Source organism: Devosia sp., from assembly GCF_017307495.1.
Taxonomy (GTDB): Bacteria; Pseudomonadota; Alphaproteobacteria; order Rhizobiales; family Devosiaceae; genus Devosia_A.
Genome location: NZ_JAFKHE010000017.1, coordinates 12,251 through 29,465, shown reverse-complemented (window position 1 = coordinate 29,465; position 17,215 = coordinate 12,251). Strand labels below are relative to the sequence as shown.

The 17,215-nt window shown below is 67.1% G+C and carries 18 protein-coding genes and 1 other RNA gene; 7 read left to right on the top strand and 12 right to left on the bottom strand.

Annotation, left to right across the window (positions count from 1 at the left end):
• Window positions 1-2: 2 nt before the first annotated feature.
• Window positions 3-884 carry a tRNA (adenosine(37)-N6)-dimethylallyltransferase MiaA gene (gene miaA / locus J0I99_RS09735; protein WP_291397261.1) on the bottom strand — a complete coding sequence of 294 codons (882 nt, stop codon included), beginning with the start codon at window positions 882-884 and terminating at the stop codon, window positions 3-5.
• A gap of 25 nt (window positions 885-909) precedes the next feature.
• Between miaA and serB the strand changes: the two genes are divergently transcribed.
• Window positions 910-1,782 carry a phosphoserine phosphatase SerB gene (serB, locus tag J0I99_RS09730; protein ID WP_291397260.1) on the top strand — a complete coding sequence of 291 codons (873 nt, stop codon included), beginning with the start codon at window positions 910-912 and terminating at the stop codon, window positions 1,780-1,782.
• On the top strand, window positions 1,779-2,324 hold the full coding sequence (locus J0I99_RS09725) for a GNAT family N-acetyltransferase (protein WP_291397259.1): 546 nt from the start codon (window positions 1,779-1,781) through the stop codon (window positions 2,322-2,324). The genes serB and J0I99_RS09725 overlap by 4 nt, the downstream gene beginning before the upstream one ends.
• Here the strand turns inward: J0I99_RS09725 and J0I99_RS09720 are convergent.
• The 8 genes from J0I99_RS09720 to J0I99_RS09685 all read right to left on the bottom strand — a co-directional run bounded on the left by J0I99_RS09720 (window position 2,311) and on the right by J0I99_RS09685 (window position 9,800).
• On the bottom strand, window positions 2,311-3,813 hold the full coding sequence (locus J0I99_RS09720; protein WP_291391414.1) for a Do family serine endopeptidase: 1,503 nt from the start codon (window positions 3,811-3,813) through the stop codon (window positions 2,311-2,313). The genes J0I99_RS09725 and J0I99_RS09720 overlap by 14 nt on opposite strands.
• 189 nt (window positions 3,814-4,002) lie before the next feature.
• Complete coding sequence (hflC, locus tag J0I99_RS09715; RefSeq protein ID WP_291397258.1) at window positions 4,003-5,016, bottom strand: protease modulator HflC; 1,014 nt, start codon at window positions 5,014-5,016, stop codon at window positions 4,003-4,005.
• A 3-nt stretch (window positions 5,017-5,019) separates the two neighbouring features.
• Window positions 5,020-6,141, bottom strand: a complete 1,122-nt coding sequence (gene hflK / locus J0I99_RS09710; protein ID WP_291397257.1) for an FtsH protease activity modulator HflK — start codon at window positions 6,139-6,141, stop codon at window positions 5,020-5,022.
• A 61-nt stretch (window positions 6,142-6,202) separates the two neighbouring features.
• Window positions 6,203-6,727 (bottom strand): dihydrofolate reductase, encoded by a 525-nt coding sequence (locus tag J0I99_RS09705; protein ID WP_291397256.1) that lies wholly within the window; start codon window positions 6,725-6,727, stop codon window positions 6,203-6,205.
• The gene (locus J0I99_RS09700) at window positions 6,724-7,203 is read right to left on the bottom strand and encodes a GNAT family N-acetyltransferase (protein ID WP_291397255.1); all 480 of its coding nucleotides are present in this window, start codon (window positions 7,201-7,203) and stop codon (window positions 6,724-6,726) included. Before J0I99_RS09700 ends, J0I99_RS09705 begins: the two co-directional genes overlap by 4 nt.
• Before the next feature lie 4 nt (window positions 7,204-7,207).
• The gene (locus J0I99_RS09695) at window positions 7,208-8,236 is read right to left on the bottom strand and encodes a DUF4424 domain-containing protein (RefSeq protein ID WP_291397254.1); all 1,029 of its coding nucleotides are present in this window, start codon (window positions 8,234-8,236) and stop codon (window positions 7,208-7,210) included.
• Window positions 8,233-9,027: a thymidylate synthase gene (locus J0I99_RS09690; protein ID WP_291397253.1), complete on the bottom strand. Its 795-nt coding sequence runs from the start codon at window positions 9,025-9,027 to the stop codon at window positions 8,233-8,235. Before J0I99_RS09690 ends, J0I99_RS09695 begins: the two co-directional genes overlap by 4 nt.
• Window positions 9,028-9,095: 68 nt before the next feature.
• Complete coding sequence (locus tag J0I99_RS09685) at window positions 9,096-9,800, bottom strand: TIGR02594 family protein (protein ID WP_291397252.1); 705 nt, start codon at window positions 9,798-9,800, stop codon at window positions 9,096-9,098.
• Window positions 9,801-9,910: 110 nt separating this feature from the next.
• On the opposite strand from J0I99_RS09685, the gene ssrA reads away from it, so the two are divergent.
• From ssrA to J0I99_RS09670, 3 genes are all read left to right on the top strand, one after another.
• Window positions 9,911-10,264: a transfer-messenger RNA gene (ssrA, locus tag J0I99_RS09680) on the top strand.
• Window positions 10,265-10,356: 92 nt separating this feature from the next.
• On the top strand, window positions 10,357-10,845 hold the full coding sequence (locus J0I99_RS09675; protein ID WP_291397251.1) for an SspB family protein: 489 nt from the start codon (window positions 10,357-10,359) through the stop codon (window positions 10,843-10,845).
• Window positions 10,846-10,852: 7 nt separating this feature from the next.
• The gene (locus J0I99_RS09670) at window positions 10,853-11,062 is read left to right on the top strand and encodes a ribbon-helix-helix domain-containing protein (RefSeq protein ID WP_291397250.1); all 210 of its coding nucleotides are present in this window, start codon (window positions 10,853-10,855) and stop codon (window positions 11,060-11,062) included.
• A 198-nt stretch (window positions 11,063-11,260) separates the two neighbouring features.
• On the opposite strand, the gene J0I99_RS09665 is transcribed toward J0I99_RS09670, so the two are convergent.
• Window positions 11,261-14,923, bottom strand: a complete 3,663-nt coding sequence (locus tag J0I99_RS09665) for an AsmA-like C-terminal region-containing protein (protein ID WP_291397249.1) — start codon at window positions 14,921-14,923, stop codon at window positions 11,261-11,263.
• A gap of 212 nt (window positions 14,924-15,135) precedes the next feature.
• Here J0I99_RS09665 and J0I99_RS09660 point away from each other — a divergent pair, with 212 nt between their 5' ends.
• Entirely contained in the window at window positions 15,136-15,300 is a 165-nt protein-coding gene (locus J0I99_RS09660) for a DUF1127 domain-containing protein (RefSeq protein ID WP_291390340.1), read from the top strand.
• A 165-nt stretch (window positions 15,301-15,465) separates the two neighbouring features.
• Here J0I99_RS09660 and J0I99_RS09655 read toward each other — a convergent pair whose 3' ends face one another.
• Both J0I99_RS09655 and J0I99_RS09650 read right to left on the bottom strand, forming a co-directional pair.
• Entirely contained in the window at window positions 15,466-15,663 is a 198-nt protein-coding gene (locus J0I99_RS09655; RefSeq protein WP_291397248.1) for a hypothetical protein, read from the bottom strand.
• A complete protein-coding gene (locus tag J0I99_RS09650; RefSeq protein WP_291397247.1) occupies window positions 15,663-16,472 on the bottom strand; it encodes an MBL fold metallo-hydrolase in 810 nt (269 codons plus the stop codon). Before J0I99_RS09650 ends, J0I99_RS09655 begins: the two co-directional genes overlap by 1 nt.
• A gap of 97 nt (window positions 16,473-16,569) precedes the next feature.
• Here J0I99_RS09650 and J0I99_RS09645 point away from each other — a divergent pair, with 97 nt between their 5' ends.
• Complete coding sequence (locus J0I99_RS09645; protein ID WP_291397246.1) at window positions 16,570-17,187, top strand: TetR/AcrR family transcriptional regulator; 618 nt, start codon at window positions 16,570-16,572, stop codon at window positions 17,185-17,187.
• The last annotated feature ends 28 nt before the right edge of the window (window positions 17,188-17,215 follow it).

Here is a 17,215-nt window from a genome sequence, read left to right as displayed (position 1 = left end):
GGTCAGGGCACGATCCAGTTCCAGTCGGCCATGCGGTTGCGGAACCAGGTCCGTTGCCGCTTGGCATATTGGCGGGTTGCGATAACCGCCCGTTCGATCGCTTCGTCCTGTTCGATCTCGCCCCGCAGCATCGCCGCGATCTCCGGTACGCCGATCGCCTTCATGGCGGGCAGGCTCGGATCGAGATCGAGGGAGAGCAGCGCCTCGACCTCCTCCACGGCGCCGTGCGCAAACATCGCCTCGAACCGCTGCGCGATCCGACGCCGCAAGACCTCGCGGTCCGGGTTGAGCACGATGCGCTCGATCTCGAAGCCGTCGAGCAGCCCCCGCTGTGCATCATCCTGGAAGCTGGCCAGCGATCGCCCCGTGGCGTTGAGTACCGCCAAGGCGCGGATCACGCGCTGCGGGTCCGGCGCCTTGAGCCTTGCTGCCACCAGCGGATCGCGCGACGCGATCAATCGCGCGCGCCCGTCCCGGTCCAGACCCGCGACCTCCGCCTCCGCCGCCGCCAGCGCCTCCGGAGAGACTTCGGGCACATCGGCGAACCCCACCGTCAACGCCTCGAAATAGAGTCCCGTGCCGCCCACGAAGACCAGCGGCCGCCCCGCCGCCTCGCCGATGATCCGCTCCGCCGCCCGCGCCCATTCACCCGTCGAGAACCGCACCGCCGGCGACACCACGCCGTAGAGCCGGTGCGGCACATCGCCCATCTCGATGTCGGATGGCCGCGCGGTGAGCAGGCGCAGGACCCTGTAGACCTGCAGCGCGTCGGTGTTGACGATCACCCCGCCCTGTTCGCGCGCCACCTCGAGCGCCAGCGCCGACTTGCCGCTGGCAGTCGGACCCGCTATCAACACCGCTCGTTTTTCAGGGCTTTGGCCCATCCCTCAGGCTTCTCCGACGCTTCCGATGACCATTCTCTGCCTCATCGCCAACCCGGCCGACCCTGCGCTTGACTCGACCCTGGTGGCGGCGATCCAGCACGAGACGGGCGGCGAGATCAACTGGCTGCACCAGCGCATCGCCTGCGAGATTCACGCCCCAAGGGGCGCCGATCCCGAGGCGGCGGCCCGTGCCGTCATCGGCCCACGGCCTGTGGATGTCGCGGTCGTTGCCGCGACGGGCCGTCGCAAGAGCATCCTCGTCGCCGACATGGACTCGACCATGATCGAGCAGGAGTGCATCGACGAGTTGGCCGACGCCGTCGGAATCAAGGGCGAGGTCGCGCGCATAACCGAGCTCGCCATGAACGGCGAACTCGATTTCGAGCAGGCCCTGCGCACCCGCGTCAGCCTGATCGAGGGTCTGGAGCGCAGCGTGATCGAGGAAATCCGCCGCGAGCGCATCACCTTGGCGCCGGGCGGCCGCGCCCTCGTCCACACCATGAAGGCCTACGGGGCCTACACCTCTCTCGTTTCGGGCGGCTTCACGCTGTTTGCCGAGTATTTTGCCAGGCGCATCGGTTTCGACGAGGCCATCGCCAACGTGCTCGAGTTCAACGGCGACCGCCTGACCGGCACCGTCACCAGCCCCATCGTCGACAAGTCGACCAAGCTCGAGCGCCTCCTCGCACTTGCCAGGGAACGCGGCCTGCCGACGTCGGCCGCCATGGCGGTCGGCGACGGCGCCAACGATCTCGACATGATCAAGGCTGCCGGCATGGGCGTGGCCCTCCACGCCAAGCCTCACGTCGCCGCCGAGGCCAGCATTCGCATCGATCACGGCGACCTGACCGCCCTGCTCTACCTGCAGGGCTACGAGGAAGAGGACATCGTCCGGTGAGGCTCGAGACGGAGCGGCTGACGCTTCGTTCGTGGGAAGAGCGCGACCGTGCCCCGCTCGCCTCGATCCTCGGCGATCCCGAGGTGCGCCGCTTCTACCCCTCGGCGCTGACTCCCGAGCAGGCTGGCGCCCAGCTCGATTTCGCCATGGAACGCCAGGCCGCGGTGGGCGTGCATTTCGGCGCCGCCGAGCTCCGGTCCACCGGCAGGCTCGTCGGCCTGATCGGCCTCGCTTGGATCCCCGACGAAACCCGCGACGCCATCCCTGGCCGTCCGGCGGTGGAGATCGGCTGGCAGTTCGACAAGTCCCTGTGGGGCCAGGGCCTCGCCCCCGAAGGCGCACGGGCCTGGCTGGAGCATGGCTTTGACGCCCTCGGCCTCTCCGAAATCGTTGCCTTCACCTTTCGCGGCAATCTCCCCAGCCAGCGGGTCATGACCAAGATCGGCATGACGCGCGATCCGGCCAGCGACTTCGAGCATCCCCGGCTCCCGCCGGGCCATCCCTTGCGCCCGCACGTGCTCTACAGGATCAGCCGAGCCTGACGGCGATGAACCGGGCCGCGCCGGACGGATCCACGACCTTGAACAGGACCGCCGGACGTCCCGCTTCGCTCGACGCCCCCACGAGTTCGTTCAGCTGATCCACCGTGGCGATCTCCTGCTGGTTCACCTCCGTCACGATGAGCCCGGCCGTGACCCCCTTGCGATCGGCGTCGCTGCCGGCCCTCACTTCGGTGACGACAATGCCCGTCTGCTCCGGCGCAATGCCATACTGCGAGCGCTTGGCGTCATCGAGGGGCGCCACGTCGAAGCCCACGATGTCGGACAGCGTGCGCGCCGCCGCCTCATCGGCAGTCTCGTCCACTGCTGGGTCGTTCGGAGGCGGGGCGGCCTGGGGGGCCGGCGTCGTCCCCTGGTTCGCGATCATTTGCTCACCGACCTCGAGCCGGCCCAACGTGATGTCCAGCGTCTGCTCCTTGCCGTCGCGCAGGATCTTCACCGGCACGGCCTTGCCGACGGCGGTTTCCGCCACCACGCGCGGCAGGTCGCGCATGCGCGCGATCGGCTTGCCGTCGAACTCAAGGATGATGTCGCCTTCGAGCACCTTGCCCTCAGATGGGCCGCCCTTGGTCACGTCGATCACCAGCGCCCCGGCCGTGCTGGCGAGGCCGAGGCTCGATGCGATGTCCTCGCTGACTTCCTGGATGCCTACGCCCAACCAGCCTCGCCGCGTCTCGCCGAACTGGGCCAGTTGGTCGATCACCGGCTTGGCGAGGTTCCCCGGCACGGCGAAACCGATACCGAGCGATGAACCACCGCGCGCGATGATCGCCGTGTTGATCCCGATCACCTTGCCGTTCATGTCGAACAGCGGCCCGCCGGAATTGCCCTGGTTGATCGCGGCATCAGTCTGGATGAACTGGTCGTAGGGTCCCGACTGGATGTCGCGATTGCGCGCCGAGACGATCCCCAACGTCACCGAGCCTCCCAGCCCGAACGGATTGCCGATCGCCATCACCCAGTCGCCCACCACCGCCGTGTCGCTGTCGCCGAACTGGACGAAGGGCAGGTCACGCCCCGCCTCGACCTTAAGCACCGCAAGGTCCGTCTTGCTGTCCGCGCCGACGATCTTGGCCGGCAGCCGCGTACCGTCGGTCAGGTAGACCTCGATCTCCTCGGCGCCTTCGATCACGTGGTTGTTGGTGACGATCGTTCCGTCGGCGCCGATGATGAAACCGGAGCCGAGGCTGCGCGCCTCCTGCATCTGCTGCTCGCCCAGCCCGTCGTTGGGGTTGTGCTCGTTGAAGAACTCCTCGAGCGGCGAGCCGTCGGGAAGGTCGGGGAACGGGACCCCGCCGCCACCCGGCACGCGCCGGGAGGTGCCGATGTTCACCACCGCGGGAGAGAGTTGCTCGGCCAGCGCAGCCACCGACTCGGGTCCTGCCGCATTTGCCGGGGCCGCCATCACCGGCAAAGCCAGCAGTCCAGCAACCACCAGGACCTGCCCCAACCGTCTGGCAACACGCCGCATCGACTTCTCCGCACCGACTCAACCGCAGCGCTCCGACCTCCGGCCAGCCACGGAGCCACCACAAGAGAACAAGTCCGACCGGCGCGCAAGCAGCGCGGCCGCACGAATGGTTGATGCCGGCGTCGCGGGACGCCGGCATCGGGATTTCAGGTGATTAACCAGGCGGCGTGAGCCGATCCTGGAGCCCGCCTACTGCCCGGCGGGGGCAGCCGGGGCCGGCTCCGGCGCCGGTGTCGCAGGCGCCGTGGCCGCAGGCACATCGGTCGGAGGCGCCTCGATCAGGGCCGGCGGAGGCGTTGTCTGGGTCGCGGCTCCCGGCGGCGGCGTGGCGTTGTCCGGGTTTTCCTTGCTGAAGTAGCGGAAGAACTCGGAATTCGGCGACAGCACCATCGTCGTCCCCTGTGCGGCCAGGGCCGCGCGGTAGGACTGCAGCGAGCGGTAGAACTCGAAGAACTCCGGATCGCGATTGTACGCATCGGCAAAGATCTGGCTGCGCTGCGCCTCGCCCTCACCACGGAGGATTTCGCTGTCGCGCTGGGCGGACGCCACGATCTCCACGGCCTGGCGATCGGCGATGGCACGCAGCGACTGCGCCGCCTGCTGGCCGCCGGCGCGGATGCGAGCCGCTTCCGCGTTACGCTCGGCCGACATGCGTTCGAACGTCTGCTTGGAGACGTCCTCCATCAGGTCGGTCCGCTGGATGCGCACGTCGGTCACGTCGATGCCAAGCTCGGCCATGCCCGGCCGGATCAGGTCGCGGGCCTCGCGCATCATCGCCGGACGCTCGGTGGAGAGTGCCGCGTCGAAACGACGGAGACCATAGACCTGGCGCAACGCCGCATCGAAACGAGTGGCGATCCGCTGCTCGGCAAGGCCGATTTCACCCTGCGCACGCTCGCGGAACTTGACCGGATCGGTGATGCGGTAGGTCAGGAACGCATCCACCACGTAGGTCGCGCCATCGCTGACCTGCAGTTGCATGTTGGCGATATCGTAGCGCAGCAGGCGGTCGTCGATGACCTGCACGGTGTCGACGAAGTTGGTCGGCAGCTTGAAGTAGAGACCCGGGTCCTTGCGCACCTCGGTGATCTGGCCGAAGCGCAGGACGATGGCCTGCTCGCGCACGTTGACCACGTAGATCGACGAGACGAGCAGGTAGATGGCGATGACGGCAACGATGCCAAGCGCAATAAGGCGGTTCATGTTTTAGTTGCCCCCGGCCGGAGTTGCAGTCGACGTAGCGGCTGGCGCCGCGCTCTGCAGTGCAGGCAGCGGCAGGTACGGCAGCACTCCAGAAGTGCCGCTCGCGCTGGGATCGATGATCACCTTGCTCGAGTTGCCGATCACGGTCTCCATGGTTTCGAGGTACAGACGCTTGCGCGTCACCTCCGGCGCCTTGGCGTATTGCTCGTAGACGGAGATGAAGCGTGCCGCCTCGCCTTCGGCCTCCTGCACCACGCGGTTCTTGTACGCGGCCGCGTCTTCCCGGATCGCCGCGGCCTCGCCGTTGGCGCTGCCGAGCTTGGTGTTGGCGTAGTTGCGCGCGTCCTCCTGGTACTTCTGCTGGTCCTGCTGGGCACGCTGTACCTCGGCGAACGCGTCTGCGACTTCAGCCGGCGGCGCCACGTTCTCGATCGTCACCTGGTCGACGTTGACCCCGACCTGGTAGGTGTCGAGGATCGTCTGGATAATCTGCCGCACTTCGGTCTGGATGCCGGCACGATCGGAACGGAAGATTTCCTGGGCCGGGCTGCGACCCACGACCTCGCGCATCGCACTCTCGCCGACGGCGCGCACCATGTCGTCCGGGTTCTTGACGGTGAACAGGTATGCCTTGGGATCGCGGACCGTCCACAGCACCGCAAACTTGACGCTCACGATGTTCTGGTCGGCGGTCAGCATGACGCCGTCGTCGGCGCGGCCGGTCCGGCCGGTCGATGTGCCGATCTCGGTCTTGTTCTCGGTGACGGTCACGCGCTCGACCGACTGGATCGGCCACAGCAGGAAGTGCAGGCCCGGCGTGCTGAGCTGGTCGCTCGGCTTGCCGAACGTCGTCTCGACGCCGACTTCCTGCGGGTCGATCGTGTAGACCGAGTTGGTGCCCCAGAAGACCAGCAGGGCAAGCGCCACGCCGATCAGCGTCCAGCGCCCGCCGGGGATGCCGCCCTGGAAACGATCGCGCCCACGAGACAACAGGTCTTCAAGATTGGGCGTGCCGCCACCGCGGCGATTGCCTCCACTCCCCCCGCCGCCTTGCGGTGCCTGCCCCCATGGACCGCCACTGTTCGAGTTGCGGCCTCCCCCGCCCGTATTGTTGTCCCAGGGCATAAGCCACCTTTCCTGCCGGGTTATCGATTGCCGACCTATATAGGGAACGGCTCCGCAGCGATCAACGTACCCGCCCTTGGCGGCGGCGATAGACTTTGACGCTGAATTCGGCGCTGTCCCGTTCGCTCCGTTGCAGCTCCAGCACGGATTCTACTTCCCAGATACTCGGATCGATGGCGGGAAAGTAAGCATCGCCGTCCGGCGCCGCGTGTACGTGTGTGACGTAAAGCCGCTGCGCCAGCGGCATCGCCTCCCGGTAGATTTCCCCGCCGCCGCCGATCATTACTTCTTCGGCGTGTTCGGCGGCAGCTACCTGCTGTGCCGTCTCGAGGGCCCCGGCGAGGCTCGGCGCAACCACTACGCCCTCCGGCCGATAGTCCGGCCGTCGCGTCACCACGATATTGGCGCGCCCCGGCAACGGCCTGCCGATGCTCTCGAAGGTCTTGCGTCCCATGATCAACGGCTTGCCCAGGGTCGTGCGCTTGAAATGCGCGAAGTCGGTCGGCAGTCTCCACGGGATCTCGCTACCCGACCCGATCACGCCGTTCGCGCCCACCGCGGCGATCATCGCTACCGGCACCGTCATGGCATACCCAGCTCGAGCAGCGCATGGCCGTCGACGCGCACCTTCGTCCATTCGTCCTGCATGACCCCGCCCTGCGCCTTGTAGAACCGGATCGAGGGTTCGTTCCAGTCTAGCACCCACCACTCGAGCCGGCCCAGTCCCTCCCGCACGCACCGCTGCGCAAGGTTGACCAGCAGCGCCTTGCCGGCCCCCAGCCCCCGCGCCTCCGGATCGACGAACAGGTCCTCCAGCCAGATGCCATGCCGGCCCTGGAAGGTCGAATAGGTGTAGAACCAGAGCGCGAAGCCGACCGGCCGGCCGTCGACCTCCGCGATCTCGCAGAACACCTTCGGATCCGCCCCGAACAGATCACGCAGGATATCGGCCTCGCTCGCCTTGGCTTCGTGCGACAGCTTCTCGTACGCCGCCAGCGCCTCGATGAAGCGGATGATCAGCGCGGCGTCTGCCGGCACCGCGCTGCGGATTGAAAGGGTCACGCCGTCAGCCCGCCGCCGGTTCCTGATCCTGCTTGTTCAGGATCAGCACTTCGAGCTCGCGGCCGTAGGGCGGATACCAGTCCTTGGCCTCCATCTCGAACGTCGTCGGGCCCGTCTTCTTCACCTCGCCATCCCAGCAGAACGAAACGAGGTTCTCCGGCCGCCCCTTGTCGATCGTGAGGTGGAACGTGCCGATCGGTCCGCCCCAGTTCGCGCCGGTCGACCAGATGTAGCTGAGCCAGCTCTCGGTGAACGGCGCACCATAGGGCTCGTCCGGGTTCGGCAAGGTCTTCTTCACCGCGTTGATGAAGCTGTCGTCCGTGCAGTACTTCTTCTTGTACTCGGTGGCCGGGTCATAGTCCTCGTAGGGCGGCGCAAGGAAGGTCACGCCCACGGTCCCACCCACGCTGGGCCTGTAGCTGTGCTCGACGCTCACCGTCTTCCCGGCCGGGAAATGCGCCTGCCAGCTGTACGTCGAGCGCAGCGTCCACACCGGCACGTAGTCGGTCTGCATCCCCTGGCCGGCGTCGTATTCCATCGGAATGACCAGCCCCCGGTGCAGCAGCTCCTTCTTGGTCGCGTCATCGAGCGCGTTGATCGCCGTCTGCGTCGCCTCGCCGTATGGCGTCAGCGGGACCCCCAGGTCGGTTAGATACTGCGTGTAGTCGATATTGGTCGCGAACGCGTACTGATGCAGCGTCGCCCCCACCGGCTCGCCGTTCACCAGCGTTTCAAACCCGAAGATGTTGTCCGGATCCTCCGTCGGAATGGCGACCATGAAGTCGCCGTCGCCGGTGATGTCCGGCATCGGAAACGCCACCAGCGCGTCGGAGTCGTGGTTGGTATCGTTGCGGAACTCGTACTTCACCCGCACCAGGTCGGGCGAGACATAGAGATCCTCGCCGACCATGCGCACGTCGTCGGTCTCGACGAAGATCAGCCCCCCGGCGCCCAGCGTCGACATGGTGTCGTTGGCCGATGCCTGGGAAGCCAGCAGGAGGGCGCCGGCGAGCGCAAGGGCGGTTCGTCTCATACGGCTACCTCGGCCTTGATGTGGGCGTGCGGATCATACCCCGTGATCATGAAGTCTTCGAAGACGAAGTCGAAGATGTCGGACTTGTCCGGATTGATGGTCAGGTGCGGCAGCGGCCGTGGTTCACGCGTCATCTGCAGCCGGGCCTGCTCGAAGTGGTTGTGGTAGAGATGCAGGTCGCCGAACGAGTGGACGAACTCGCCCGCCTGCAGCCCTGTCACCTGCGCCATCATCTGCAGCAGCAGTGCATAGGAGCCGATGTTGAACGGCACGCCGAGGAAGATGTCGGCCGATCGCTGGTAGAGCTGGCAGCTGAGCTTGCCCTCCGCGACATAGAACTGGAACAGGCAATGGCATGGCGGCAGGGCCATGTCGTCCACTTCCGCCGGATTCCAGGCCGTGACGATATGCCGGCGCGAGTCGGGTTTCATCCGGATCGACTTCACCACGTTGGCGATCTGGTCGATCGTCCCGCCGTGCCCGTCGGGCCAGCTGCGCCACTGCGAACCATAGACCGGCCCGAGATCGCCGTTCTCATCGGCCCACTCGTCCCAGATCTTGACGCCGTGCTCCTGCAGCCAGCGTACGTTCGTATCCCCGCGCAGGAACCACAGCAACTCGTAGACGATCGACTTGATGTGCAGCTTCTTGGTCGTCAGCAGCGGAAAGCCCTGCGCCAGATCGAACCGGATCTGCCGGCCGAACACGGACCGCGTGCCCGTGCCGGTCCGGTCAGGCCGGTCGGTGCCGTTGTCGAGGACATCGCGAAGAAGGGTGAGATACTGCTGCATGCGCCGGTCGAATCTGCGGGGTGAGGACCCCGCAGTCTAGTGCCACGCGCGACGGCGATACAGCCTCGTCACGCCTCGTTTGTGGAAACCGGCTTGCCGTCGGCTGCGACGACGAGCGCCTTCCCGTTGGCCGCGGGCACGGTCGAGGGCCACCGGGCGTGCAGGAACCGGTCGCGCGCGACCTTGGTGACGCAGACCTTGTCCATCTGGTTGCCGCCAAGGATGTGGTACGGCCCGCCCTTCTCCTCGCCGGCATAGAAGCCGACATGGCCCTTGAATCCATCCTTGCTGCCGCGCCAGAACACCATCACGGCGCCGGGCTGCGGCTTGACTTCGTTGCCGAAGCGGCCCCAGCTGCGGGCGCCCAGCGGCCCTGTTGGCAGTGGCTCGTTCGTGAGTTGCGAGCCGATGCAATGCGCGACGAACAGCCCGCACCAGGGGATCTCGTCGTCCCCATATGGGATGCCCAGGTCCCTGGCCCAGGCGAGAATCTGCTGGTTGCTCCCCGCGCTGCCATCCTCGGTCACGCCCACAAGCCGCCAGGCTTCGGCATACCAGGGCAGTTCGACGCCGACCACGGGCTTTGCCGACGGCTTGAACGTGGTGAACAGCACTTTCGCGGTGACCGGTCCGACGATCCCGTCGACCACCAGCCCGTTGGCCGCCTGGAACCGCATGATGGCGTCGATCGTCCGCCGCCCCCGGATGCCGTCATGCGGCCCGGGGTCGAACCCCTTGGCATGCAGTGCCTGTTGAATCTCCAGAACGTTCATCCTCGTCTCCCCTTGAACGCCGCCCGCGGCCGCCAATTCTAGCGGCAGCGCCGGCGATGGGGATTGGGACGAAAGCGGTTGGGAGAACACCGGTTGGGAACGCTGCGGCCGGGTTTGCATCCGGCCGCCGCCACCCCTATATAGGTCTTGCCGGCAACGGCTATGGCGATAAACGGCTATCGTAATAAACCCATTGGACCCGGGGGCAGTGCCCGGCGCCTCCACCAGAACTCCCCGTCGTGGCGGGCTCATGGGGGCGAAACAGGATCGACAAGGGCGTAAAGGGTAGACTTTTGCTCGGCATGGTACCACCGATATCGGGCCATCCTAATAGTTGCCAACGACAACTATGCTCCGGTCGCTCTCGCTGCGTAATGCGGCGCTAGCACTGGGAATCAAAGTCCTCCGCTCCTAGCAGGGCGTCAGGCGGGGTCCGCAGGCACCTGGCAACAGAAGCCTGCACCTTCGCTTCGGATCGTGCCCTTTGTCCTTGAATTGTCGCCCTCTGCGCGGTGATACTGGACCCGTGGGGATTCCCCTGATTTCTGGAACGCATATGGCCGAAGACCTCATCCGCTACGACATCCTGGCCCAGGAGGCCCTGCGCGGCGTCGTCCGCAAGGTGCTGTCCGAAGTGGCGCGAACGGGTCTGCCCGGCGACCACCACTTCTTCATCTCCTTCGTCACCAGGGCGCCCGGCGTGCGCATGAGCCAGCGTCTGCTGGAGCAGTACGACAAGGAAATGACCATCGTGCTGCAGAACCAGTTCGGCGGGCTGAAGGTCACCGAAACCGGCTTCGAGGTCGAGCTTTCATTCGACGGGCGGCCCGAACTGCTCGGTATCCCCTTCTCGGCCATCAAGGGCTTCTTCGATCCTTCGGTGCAGTTCGGCCTGCAGTTCGACGTCGAGCGGGCCGAGCCGGCCGAAGCCGGGCCCGAGGTCGAAGCCGCCGCCGAGGACGTGCCGGCCTCCCCCAAGCCCACCCCCACAGCGGAGCCGCAGGGCGAGAAAGTCGTGAGCCTCGACAGTTTCCGCAAGAAGTGACGTCCCGGTGGAGAAGCGCTCGCTGACCATCGCGGGGCACCGCACCAGCATCGCCATCGAGCGTGAGTTCTGGGACGGGCTCGAAGCCATGGCCGCCGCGCACGGCAAGTCCATCGCCGCCATCATCGGCGAGATCGACCAGGCCCGCGATGCCCCCAACCTCAGTTCGGCCGTCCGCCTCGCGGTCCTCGCCTGGTACAGGGATCGCGCGGGCTGATCCGGACTGTCCGATAGAACACTAGAGCTGCTTCCCCTCCCGTCCGTGTCTACTTTGCCCGCCCCCAACCACCGGGGTCATCCCCGCGAAAGCGGGGATCTCCGTTTGGCCACGGGCGCTGAAACAGAGGTTCCCGCTTTCGCGGGAATAATACCGTGAGCTACCGCAGGCGCCGGAAACCGGCCGGGCGCGCCCGCCTCAGTTCCCGAACCCGATATCCATCGGCTTGTTCAGTTCCTCGAGCGCCTTCTTGATCGCCAGTTGCTGGGCTGCGGCGTCGTCGGCTGCCTTCTTTGCCGCGGCCTCGTCGGCGGCCTTCTTCGCCGCCTCGGCTTCGGCAGCCTTCTTCGCAGCTTCTTCTGCAGCAAGCTTCTCGGCCGCCGCTTCATCCGCCGCACGTATGGCCGCGGCGTCGTCCGCCGCCTTCACTGCCGCCGCTTCGGCCGCGAGCCTGGCCTTTTCGGCCTCCTCCGCCTGCTTGCGCGCCTCGTCCTCGGCCCTGAGCTTTTCGAGTCGCGCCACCTCCGCCTCGTAGGCCTTGACCATGATCGCGTCGACCAGCCCACTGACGTCGAAGGTCCGCTCCGGCGCCACGAGCGTGCCGCCCAGCCGCGCCACCACGCGCGCCGAACCGGCGTCGACCAGCGCTGCCGGCGTGATCGAGGTCGGCGTCAGGGTGTAGTCGCCACCGATGCCCAGGTCGACGAGCCGGATCGACCCGCTGCCGAACAGTTGCCCGCCGTCCCCCTCCATCGGTACATTCGGGCTCCGCAGCACGCCGCCTGCGATGGTGAAACTGCCGGCCACCTTGGGGCTGGCGAACGGCCCATCCTCGAGGCGCTCCTCGATCAGGGCGGTCAATTGCTCGGGCTGCATCGCGAGCAGGTCTTCGACCGCCGCAATGGTGCTCGGTGCCTGCGGATCGAACCGCTCGATTCTGAGCCCCGACACGCTGTAGGTCCCCTCGCCCGTCATCGCCCCCAGCACGCCGGCAATGCTGTCGCCGGTGCCGTCGAAGCGCCCCGATGCATCAATGGTCCCCTCCAGCGCAGCCGCCACGGCTGTCGGCACGATGCGATCGAGCGGGACGCCGGCGAGCGCAATCCGCCCGCTCACCTGCTTGTCGGACAGGGGCCCCGCGCAACAGACGCTGAGTTCCAGCGAAGCGCTGCCCTGCCCGATGCTGGCGCCGGCGTTGCGCAGCCGCGTGTTGGTTGCATCCCAGTCGAGATCGAAGTGCAGGTCGGTCGCCACCTCGGCCCCCGCCACCTCCAGGCCCGAGGCCGTCACTCCGATCCGCCCGACGGTCGACCGCGCGACGTCGCCGGTCGCCAAGGGGCCATCCGGCCAGGCACCCGGGCCCGGTAGTTGTGATGCCGGGCCGAGCAAGGTGCGCATCAGCGCCCCCACCTCCACCTTCCCCAGGTCCAGGGTGCCGGTGATCGATCGGTTCGTGCCCCGCTGGGAAAGGTTGAGCTTGCCCTTGAAGGACTGTTCGCCGGAGGTGCCGGTGATGTCGCTCACCGCGACCGCCTGCGTCCCATCGAAGGTCAGCGTCCCCGATGCCGAGAGTGCCGGCAACGAGATGCCCCCCGCCCCCAGCCACGCGACCAGCCCCGAGGCGTCAGCGAACTTGGCCTTCACTGTCCCTTTGCCGCTGAACGCATCCGGGTTGGTAACCACCATGTTGCCGGAAAAACCCAGCGCATCGCCGCCACCTTCGAGCAGCATTGTCGCCTCGAGGCTGTTGGCGACGTTGCCGTCGACCACCCCGACCAGGTGCAGCGGCACGCCGTCGATGAACACCGCAGCAGTGCCGAAGCCCAACTGCGCCGTCATGGCTGCAGTATCGTTCGACTTGAGGTCGAGCCGGACCTTCACCGGGCCCGACAGCGCCCTGAGAAAGCCGGCTCCGACCTGCGCCTCGGCCGATATGGCCGACGACGCCAGCCTGCCGCTCAGCGTCAGGCTCTGTGCCCCGTCCCCCGTCGGCGCATCCAGCTGCAGCCTCAGCTCCGCCGGCAGCGACCGGCTCAGGAACGCGACCATCGCAGGCGATGTCCGCAAGGCTCCGTACAGCGCCTTGAGCGCTGGCGCGTCGGCCGACGCGACCGATATTGTCGCGCCCCCGGATACTTCCGGCCTGGCCAACGAGCCAAACGCCGTGAGCTTGGCGTCGAAGGCAGCGCCGCCCAGGTCGGCCGCCGCGAGTCTGTCCAGCGCCAGCACCCCGCCGTCCCATGAGCCCGCAGCCTCGAGCGACCGCCCCTCAAGCCCGCCGATCGTCATCGCCTCCGCCGCGAGCTTGAACTCGCCCTTCGTGAAGCTGGCGGCGAACGATGCGTCACTGCCGAGGTCGGGCAGCAGGGCCAGCAGCGCCGCGCTGCGCGCCGCATCGAGTGTGCCCAGGTTCGCGGTCAGGTGCAGGTCGCGCGCTCCCAGCCCGATCTGCGCCGAGAAACTGCGCCTCTCGCTGTCGAGATCCAGCGTTGCATCGCTGATCGAGAGCGTGTCGCCCACCAGGTCGATCCGCGCATCGATTCCGCCCGGCATGCCGAACAGCGGGTTGCCCGCCGCCGGCTTGCGCCACAACGTGCTCAATGCGTCGAGCCGCTGCGAGACCACCGACAGCCGGCCTGCGAATTCAGGGCGGCCGGTCGTTGTGCTGACCTCGCCGGACAGCATGACCGACGTGTCACCCGGTAGCGCACCGGCGAAGCGGGTCACCGTCCAGTTGCCGTCATGCGCCCGCGCATCGAGGCGCACGTTCCGCAGCGAGAATGCCCGCAGGTTGAGCTCGGCAATATCCACGCCGATCGTTCCGGGGATGCCGGGAACGGTCGGCAAGGGCAACTCCCTGAGCAGTCGCAGCAGTTCGTACGGCTCGACCGCCGCCTCTGCCGTTGCGTCGCGCGGGGGCAGCGCCAGCACCCCGCCGGAGATCACGGCGTTGAAGGACATGTCCGGCCCAAGCGTCACCTCCGCAGCCCCAAGCAGCCGGGTTGCCGCCCGGTTCTCGTCGGGCACGACGACATAGTCCGACAAAAGCAGGCGGGAGGGCGTCGCCACGACCTTGCTGGTCATCACCAGGTCGCCCTGCCCGGCATCCGCCTCCGTCGCGCTTTCCGTCTTGCGGGGCGGCTGCCGCCACGTGGCGGTGCCGGCAAAATCAGGCTTGAGACCCGGAGTGATGGTGCCCTCGGCCGACAAGGTGAATGAGCCGTCCGCCGGACGCAGGTTGAGGGTCAGCGCGCCTCCTCCGGCCGCATCGAGCGGGCCGGTGGCGACCCGGAGCGCATATCCCGCGCCGTCCACGGTCCCCGAACCCTGGAACGAGAACGGCCCATGCAACGCCTCGAGCTTCACGTCGCCCGTCACGTCCGTGGCCTGGTAGGTCTGCCCGGTGCGATGGTCGTTGAGCTCGACCCGACCACCGCTGATCGCCGCATTGGCGATCGCGATGTTGCTCTCGACCGCTTTGGCCAGCGCCAGCCCCGTGTCGATCGAACCGTCCTCGCCGACATTGATCGTGACTGTCGGATGACCCAGCACCAGCCGCGTGACGTTGTAGCGATCGCGCAGGAAGTCGATCAGCGAGAAATCCGCTTCGACGCTCTCCACCTTCAGGTTCGGGGCCTGTTCGGGTCCGGCGCTGACATCGGCGAGCTTCAGCCGGGGCTGCGGCAGCAGCGAGAACGACACCTCGCCCTTGATCCGCACCGGCGTCCCGAGCGCTTCCGCCGCGATGGTCGCCAGTCGGTCCCGATACGCCCCCCAGGGGATGAAGCTGGGCACGACAAAGGCCGCGACGATGGCAAGGATCGCGACGACTCCGACGATGATGAAGAGCCGGTTGAGCACGAGCCCGATGAATCTCCGCAGAACGCACGCGAGTGTAGGCAAACACTCCTGTCGCGTCACGGGTAGATCAGCCGCTACCTTCGCATTTCGTGTTGTTCGCGCAACAGGACACGACGACGTTCGGCGAGCAGGGAGCGCCGGTTCATCGCCGGTTCATTCCACTCTGGCAATAAGCCGCCCCCTGCCAGCCGAGGCAATCCAGGAGCAACGACATGTTCGATCTGACGTCCTTCTTCCGGCGCGCCGAACGCAAGCGCGTCATCACCGACCTGATGAAGTTCGATGACCACCTGTTGCGCGATATCGGGCTCACCCGGGGCGACCTTGCCCTGATGCGCGCCAACCGTCGCGGCTCGCCTTCTCGCGGCCATGAATGATCTCGTGGCCTGTGACAGGCGAGACTGAGGGCCCCGAGCGACCAGCGCCGGGGCCCTCTGCATTTCGGGCGCTTCATCTCGCCCGCAGGCCGCACTCCCAGTGTGCGTCGCGCCCCCGGGCAGCCACTAAGAAAGGCCCACGCAGGGGGCCCTCTCCGGTACGGCTCAGGCAGAGGCCGCAAGCCCGCCGGGGTATCCCCCGACCACCTGCTCGTCCTGGCTGCGACGTGTCTCGCACCGCCCCTGGCAGACCGCGAAGGCCGGGCAGGTCACTCCCCTGCAGCCCTGCCTCGTGGTGATGGGCATGCTGATCAACCCGGCATTGTCCCTGCTCATGCGCGGCCGTTCGATCATGGTGGCCATCAGAACACCCCCTGCGGAGAGGCAAACAGGCCCTCGATGGTCTCGCGGTCCGGTCCGGCGATCCGCGTCGCTACCCCGCCCAGCATGTTGCGGAACAACCGCTGCGTGACGGCGCGATCGGCGACGGGCAGGTGCCCGGAGATGATCGCCGCCGGGTCGAGCCGCTCGATGTCGGCGAGCAGATGCCCGAACTTGGCCTTGTCGACCATGCCCAGCCATGGCGCGTCGATGCCGGACCACGTGGCCATGCCGTCGCGCAGCGTCGCCTCGGGCACCGCCGCAAGTTCCTCGTATGGCGCATCCATCAGAGCACCGAACGAGTCGACGCTGAACAGCACGCGCGTCCGGGTATCGAAGAAGCCGGTCGTCTCCGGCGCGTCATAGGTCGGTGGCTTGAGCAGCACCAGTTCGCGGTCGCCGAGGTCGAGCCGCTGGCCGTGATCCATCGGCTGCACCCGGCTCATGTCGAAACCCTCGCGCAGGCCGAGCTTGGCCGCGCCCAGGCCCGGAACGACGATCTTGGCGTTCGGCGCCAGCCGCATCACCGCCTCGAGGTTGCCGATATGATCGAGGTCGGTGTGGCTGACATAGATCCACTTGAGGTCCTCGGGGTCGATGACCTTGGTCAGCTCATCGATGAACTGTTCGCGGAACGCCACGCCGCTCGTATCCACCAGGATCGGCTCCCTGGCGTGGATGAAGTGGGCGTTTGCCGGCAGGATGCCGAGCGGCCCGATGGGGAAGAAGCCCGCGAAGGTCGTCACGTCGGGCGCCACTTTCCTTGCGCCCACGAAGGTCGGAAAGTCCATTTTCAGCTCCTCTGGAACTCCGTTGCATTTCGGAGTACATGTATGTGCAACAGAATATGAACCGCAGCTGAATGGCTGCACACGTGTGTGCATTGGAATGTCAAGAAGCTACACCAAGGGCAAGCGGGCTGTGCAGGAGGCCGAGACGCGGCAGCGGATCGTCGAGGCCGCCCTGGCCCTGCATGGTGAGATCGGCCCGTCGGCCACCACCATCAGCATGATCGCCGAACGCGCCGGCGTGCAGCGTCATACCGTCTACGCCCACCTCCCCGACGACCGCGCGATCTTCCTGGCCTGCTCGAGTCTGCATGCCGAGCGGGACGCGCTGCCTTCGCCCGACCAGTGGGCAGCGACGAACGACCCCGAAACGCGGCTGCGACAGGCGCTCGACGCCCTCTACGGCTGGTTCGCCCGCAACGAGCAACTGGTGGCGGCGGTCCTGCGCGATGCCGAAGACAACGCGACCTTGCGGGAGATTTCGGACCTGCGTTTCGGCCAGCCGCTCGGAGCAATCTTCGCGTCTCTGTCGGACGGGCTGTCGCACACGCAGCAGGCGGCCTTGGGGCTGGCACTGAGCTTTCACACCTGGCGTACGCTGGTCCGGAGCGCGGGACTGGCGACCGCGGCGGCCGTGGACCTCATGGTGCGGACAGTGGATGCCGGCGACCGCTCCGTCGTGCCGGAGCCCGAAGACTTGGCAAGGAGCATGCGCTAGGGTCGGGCGTCGTCGTCATGAGGCTGCC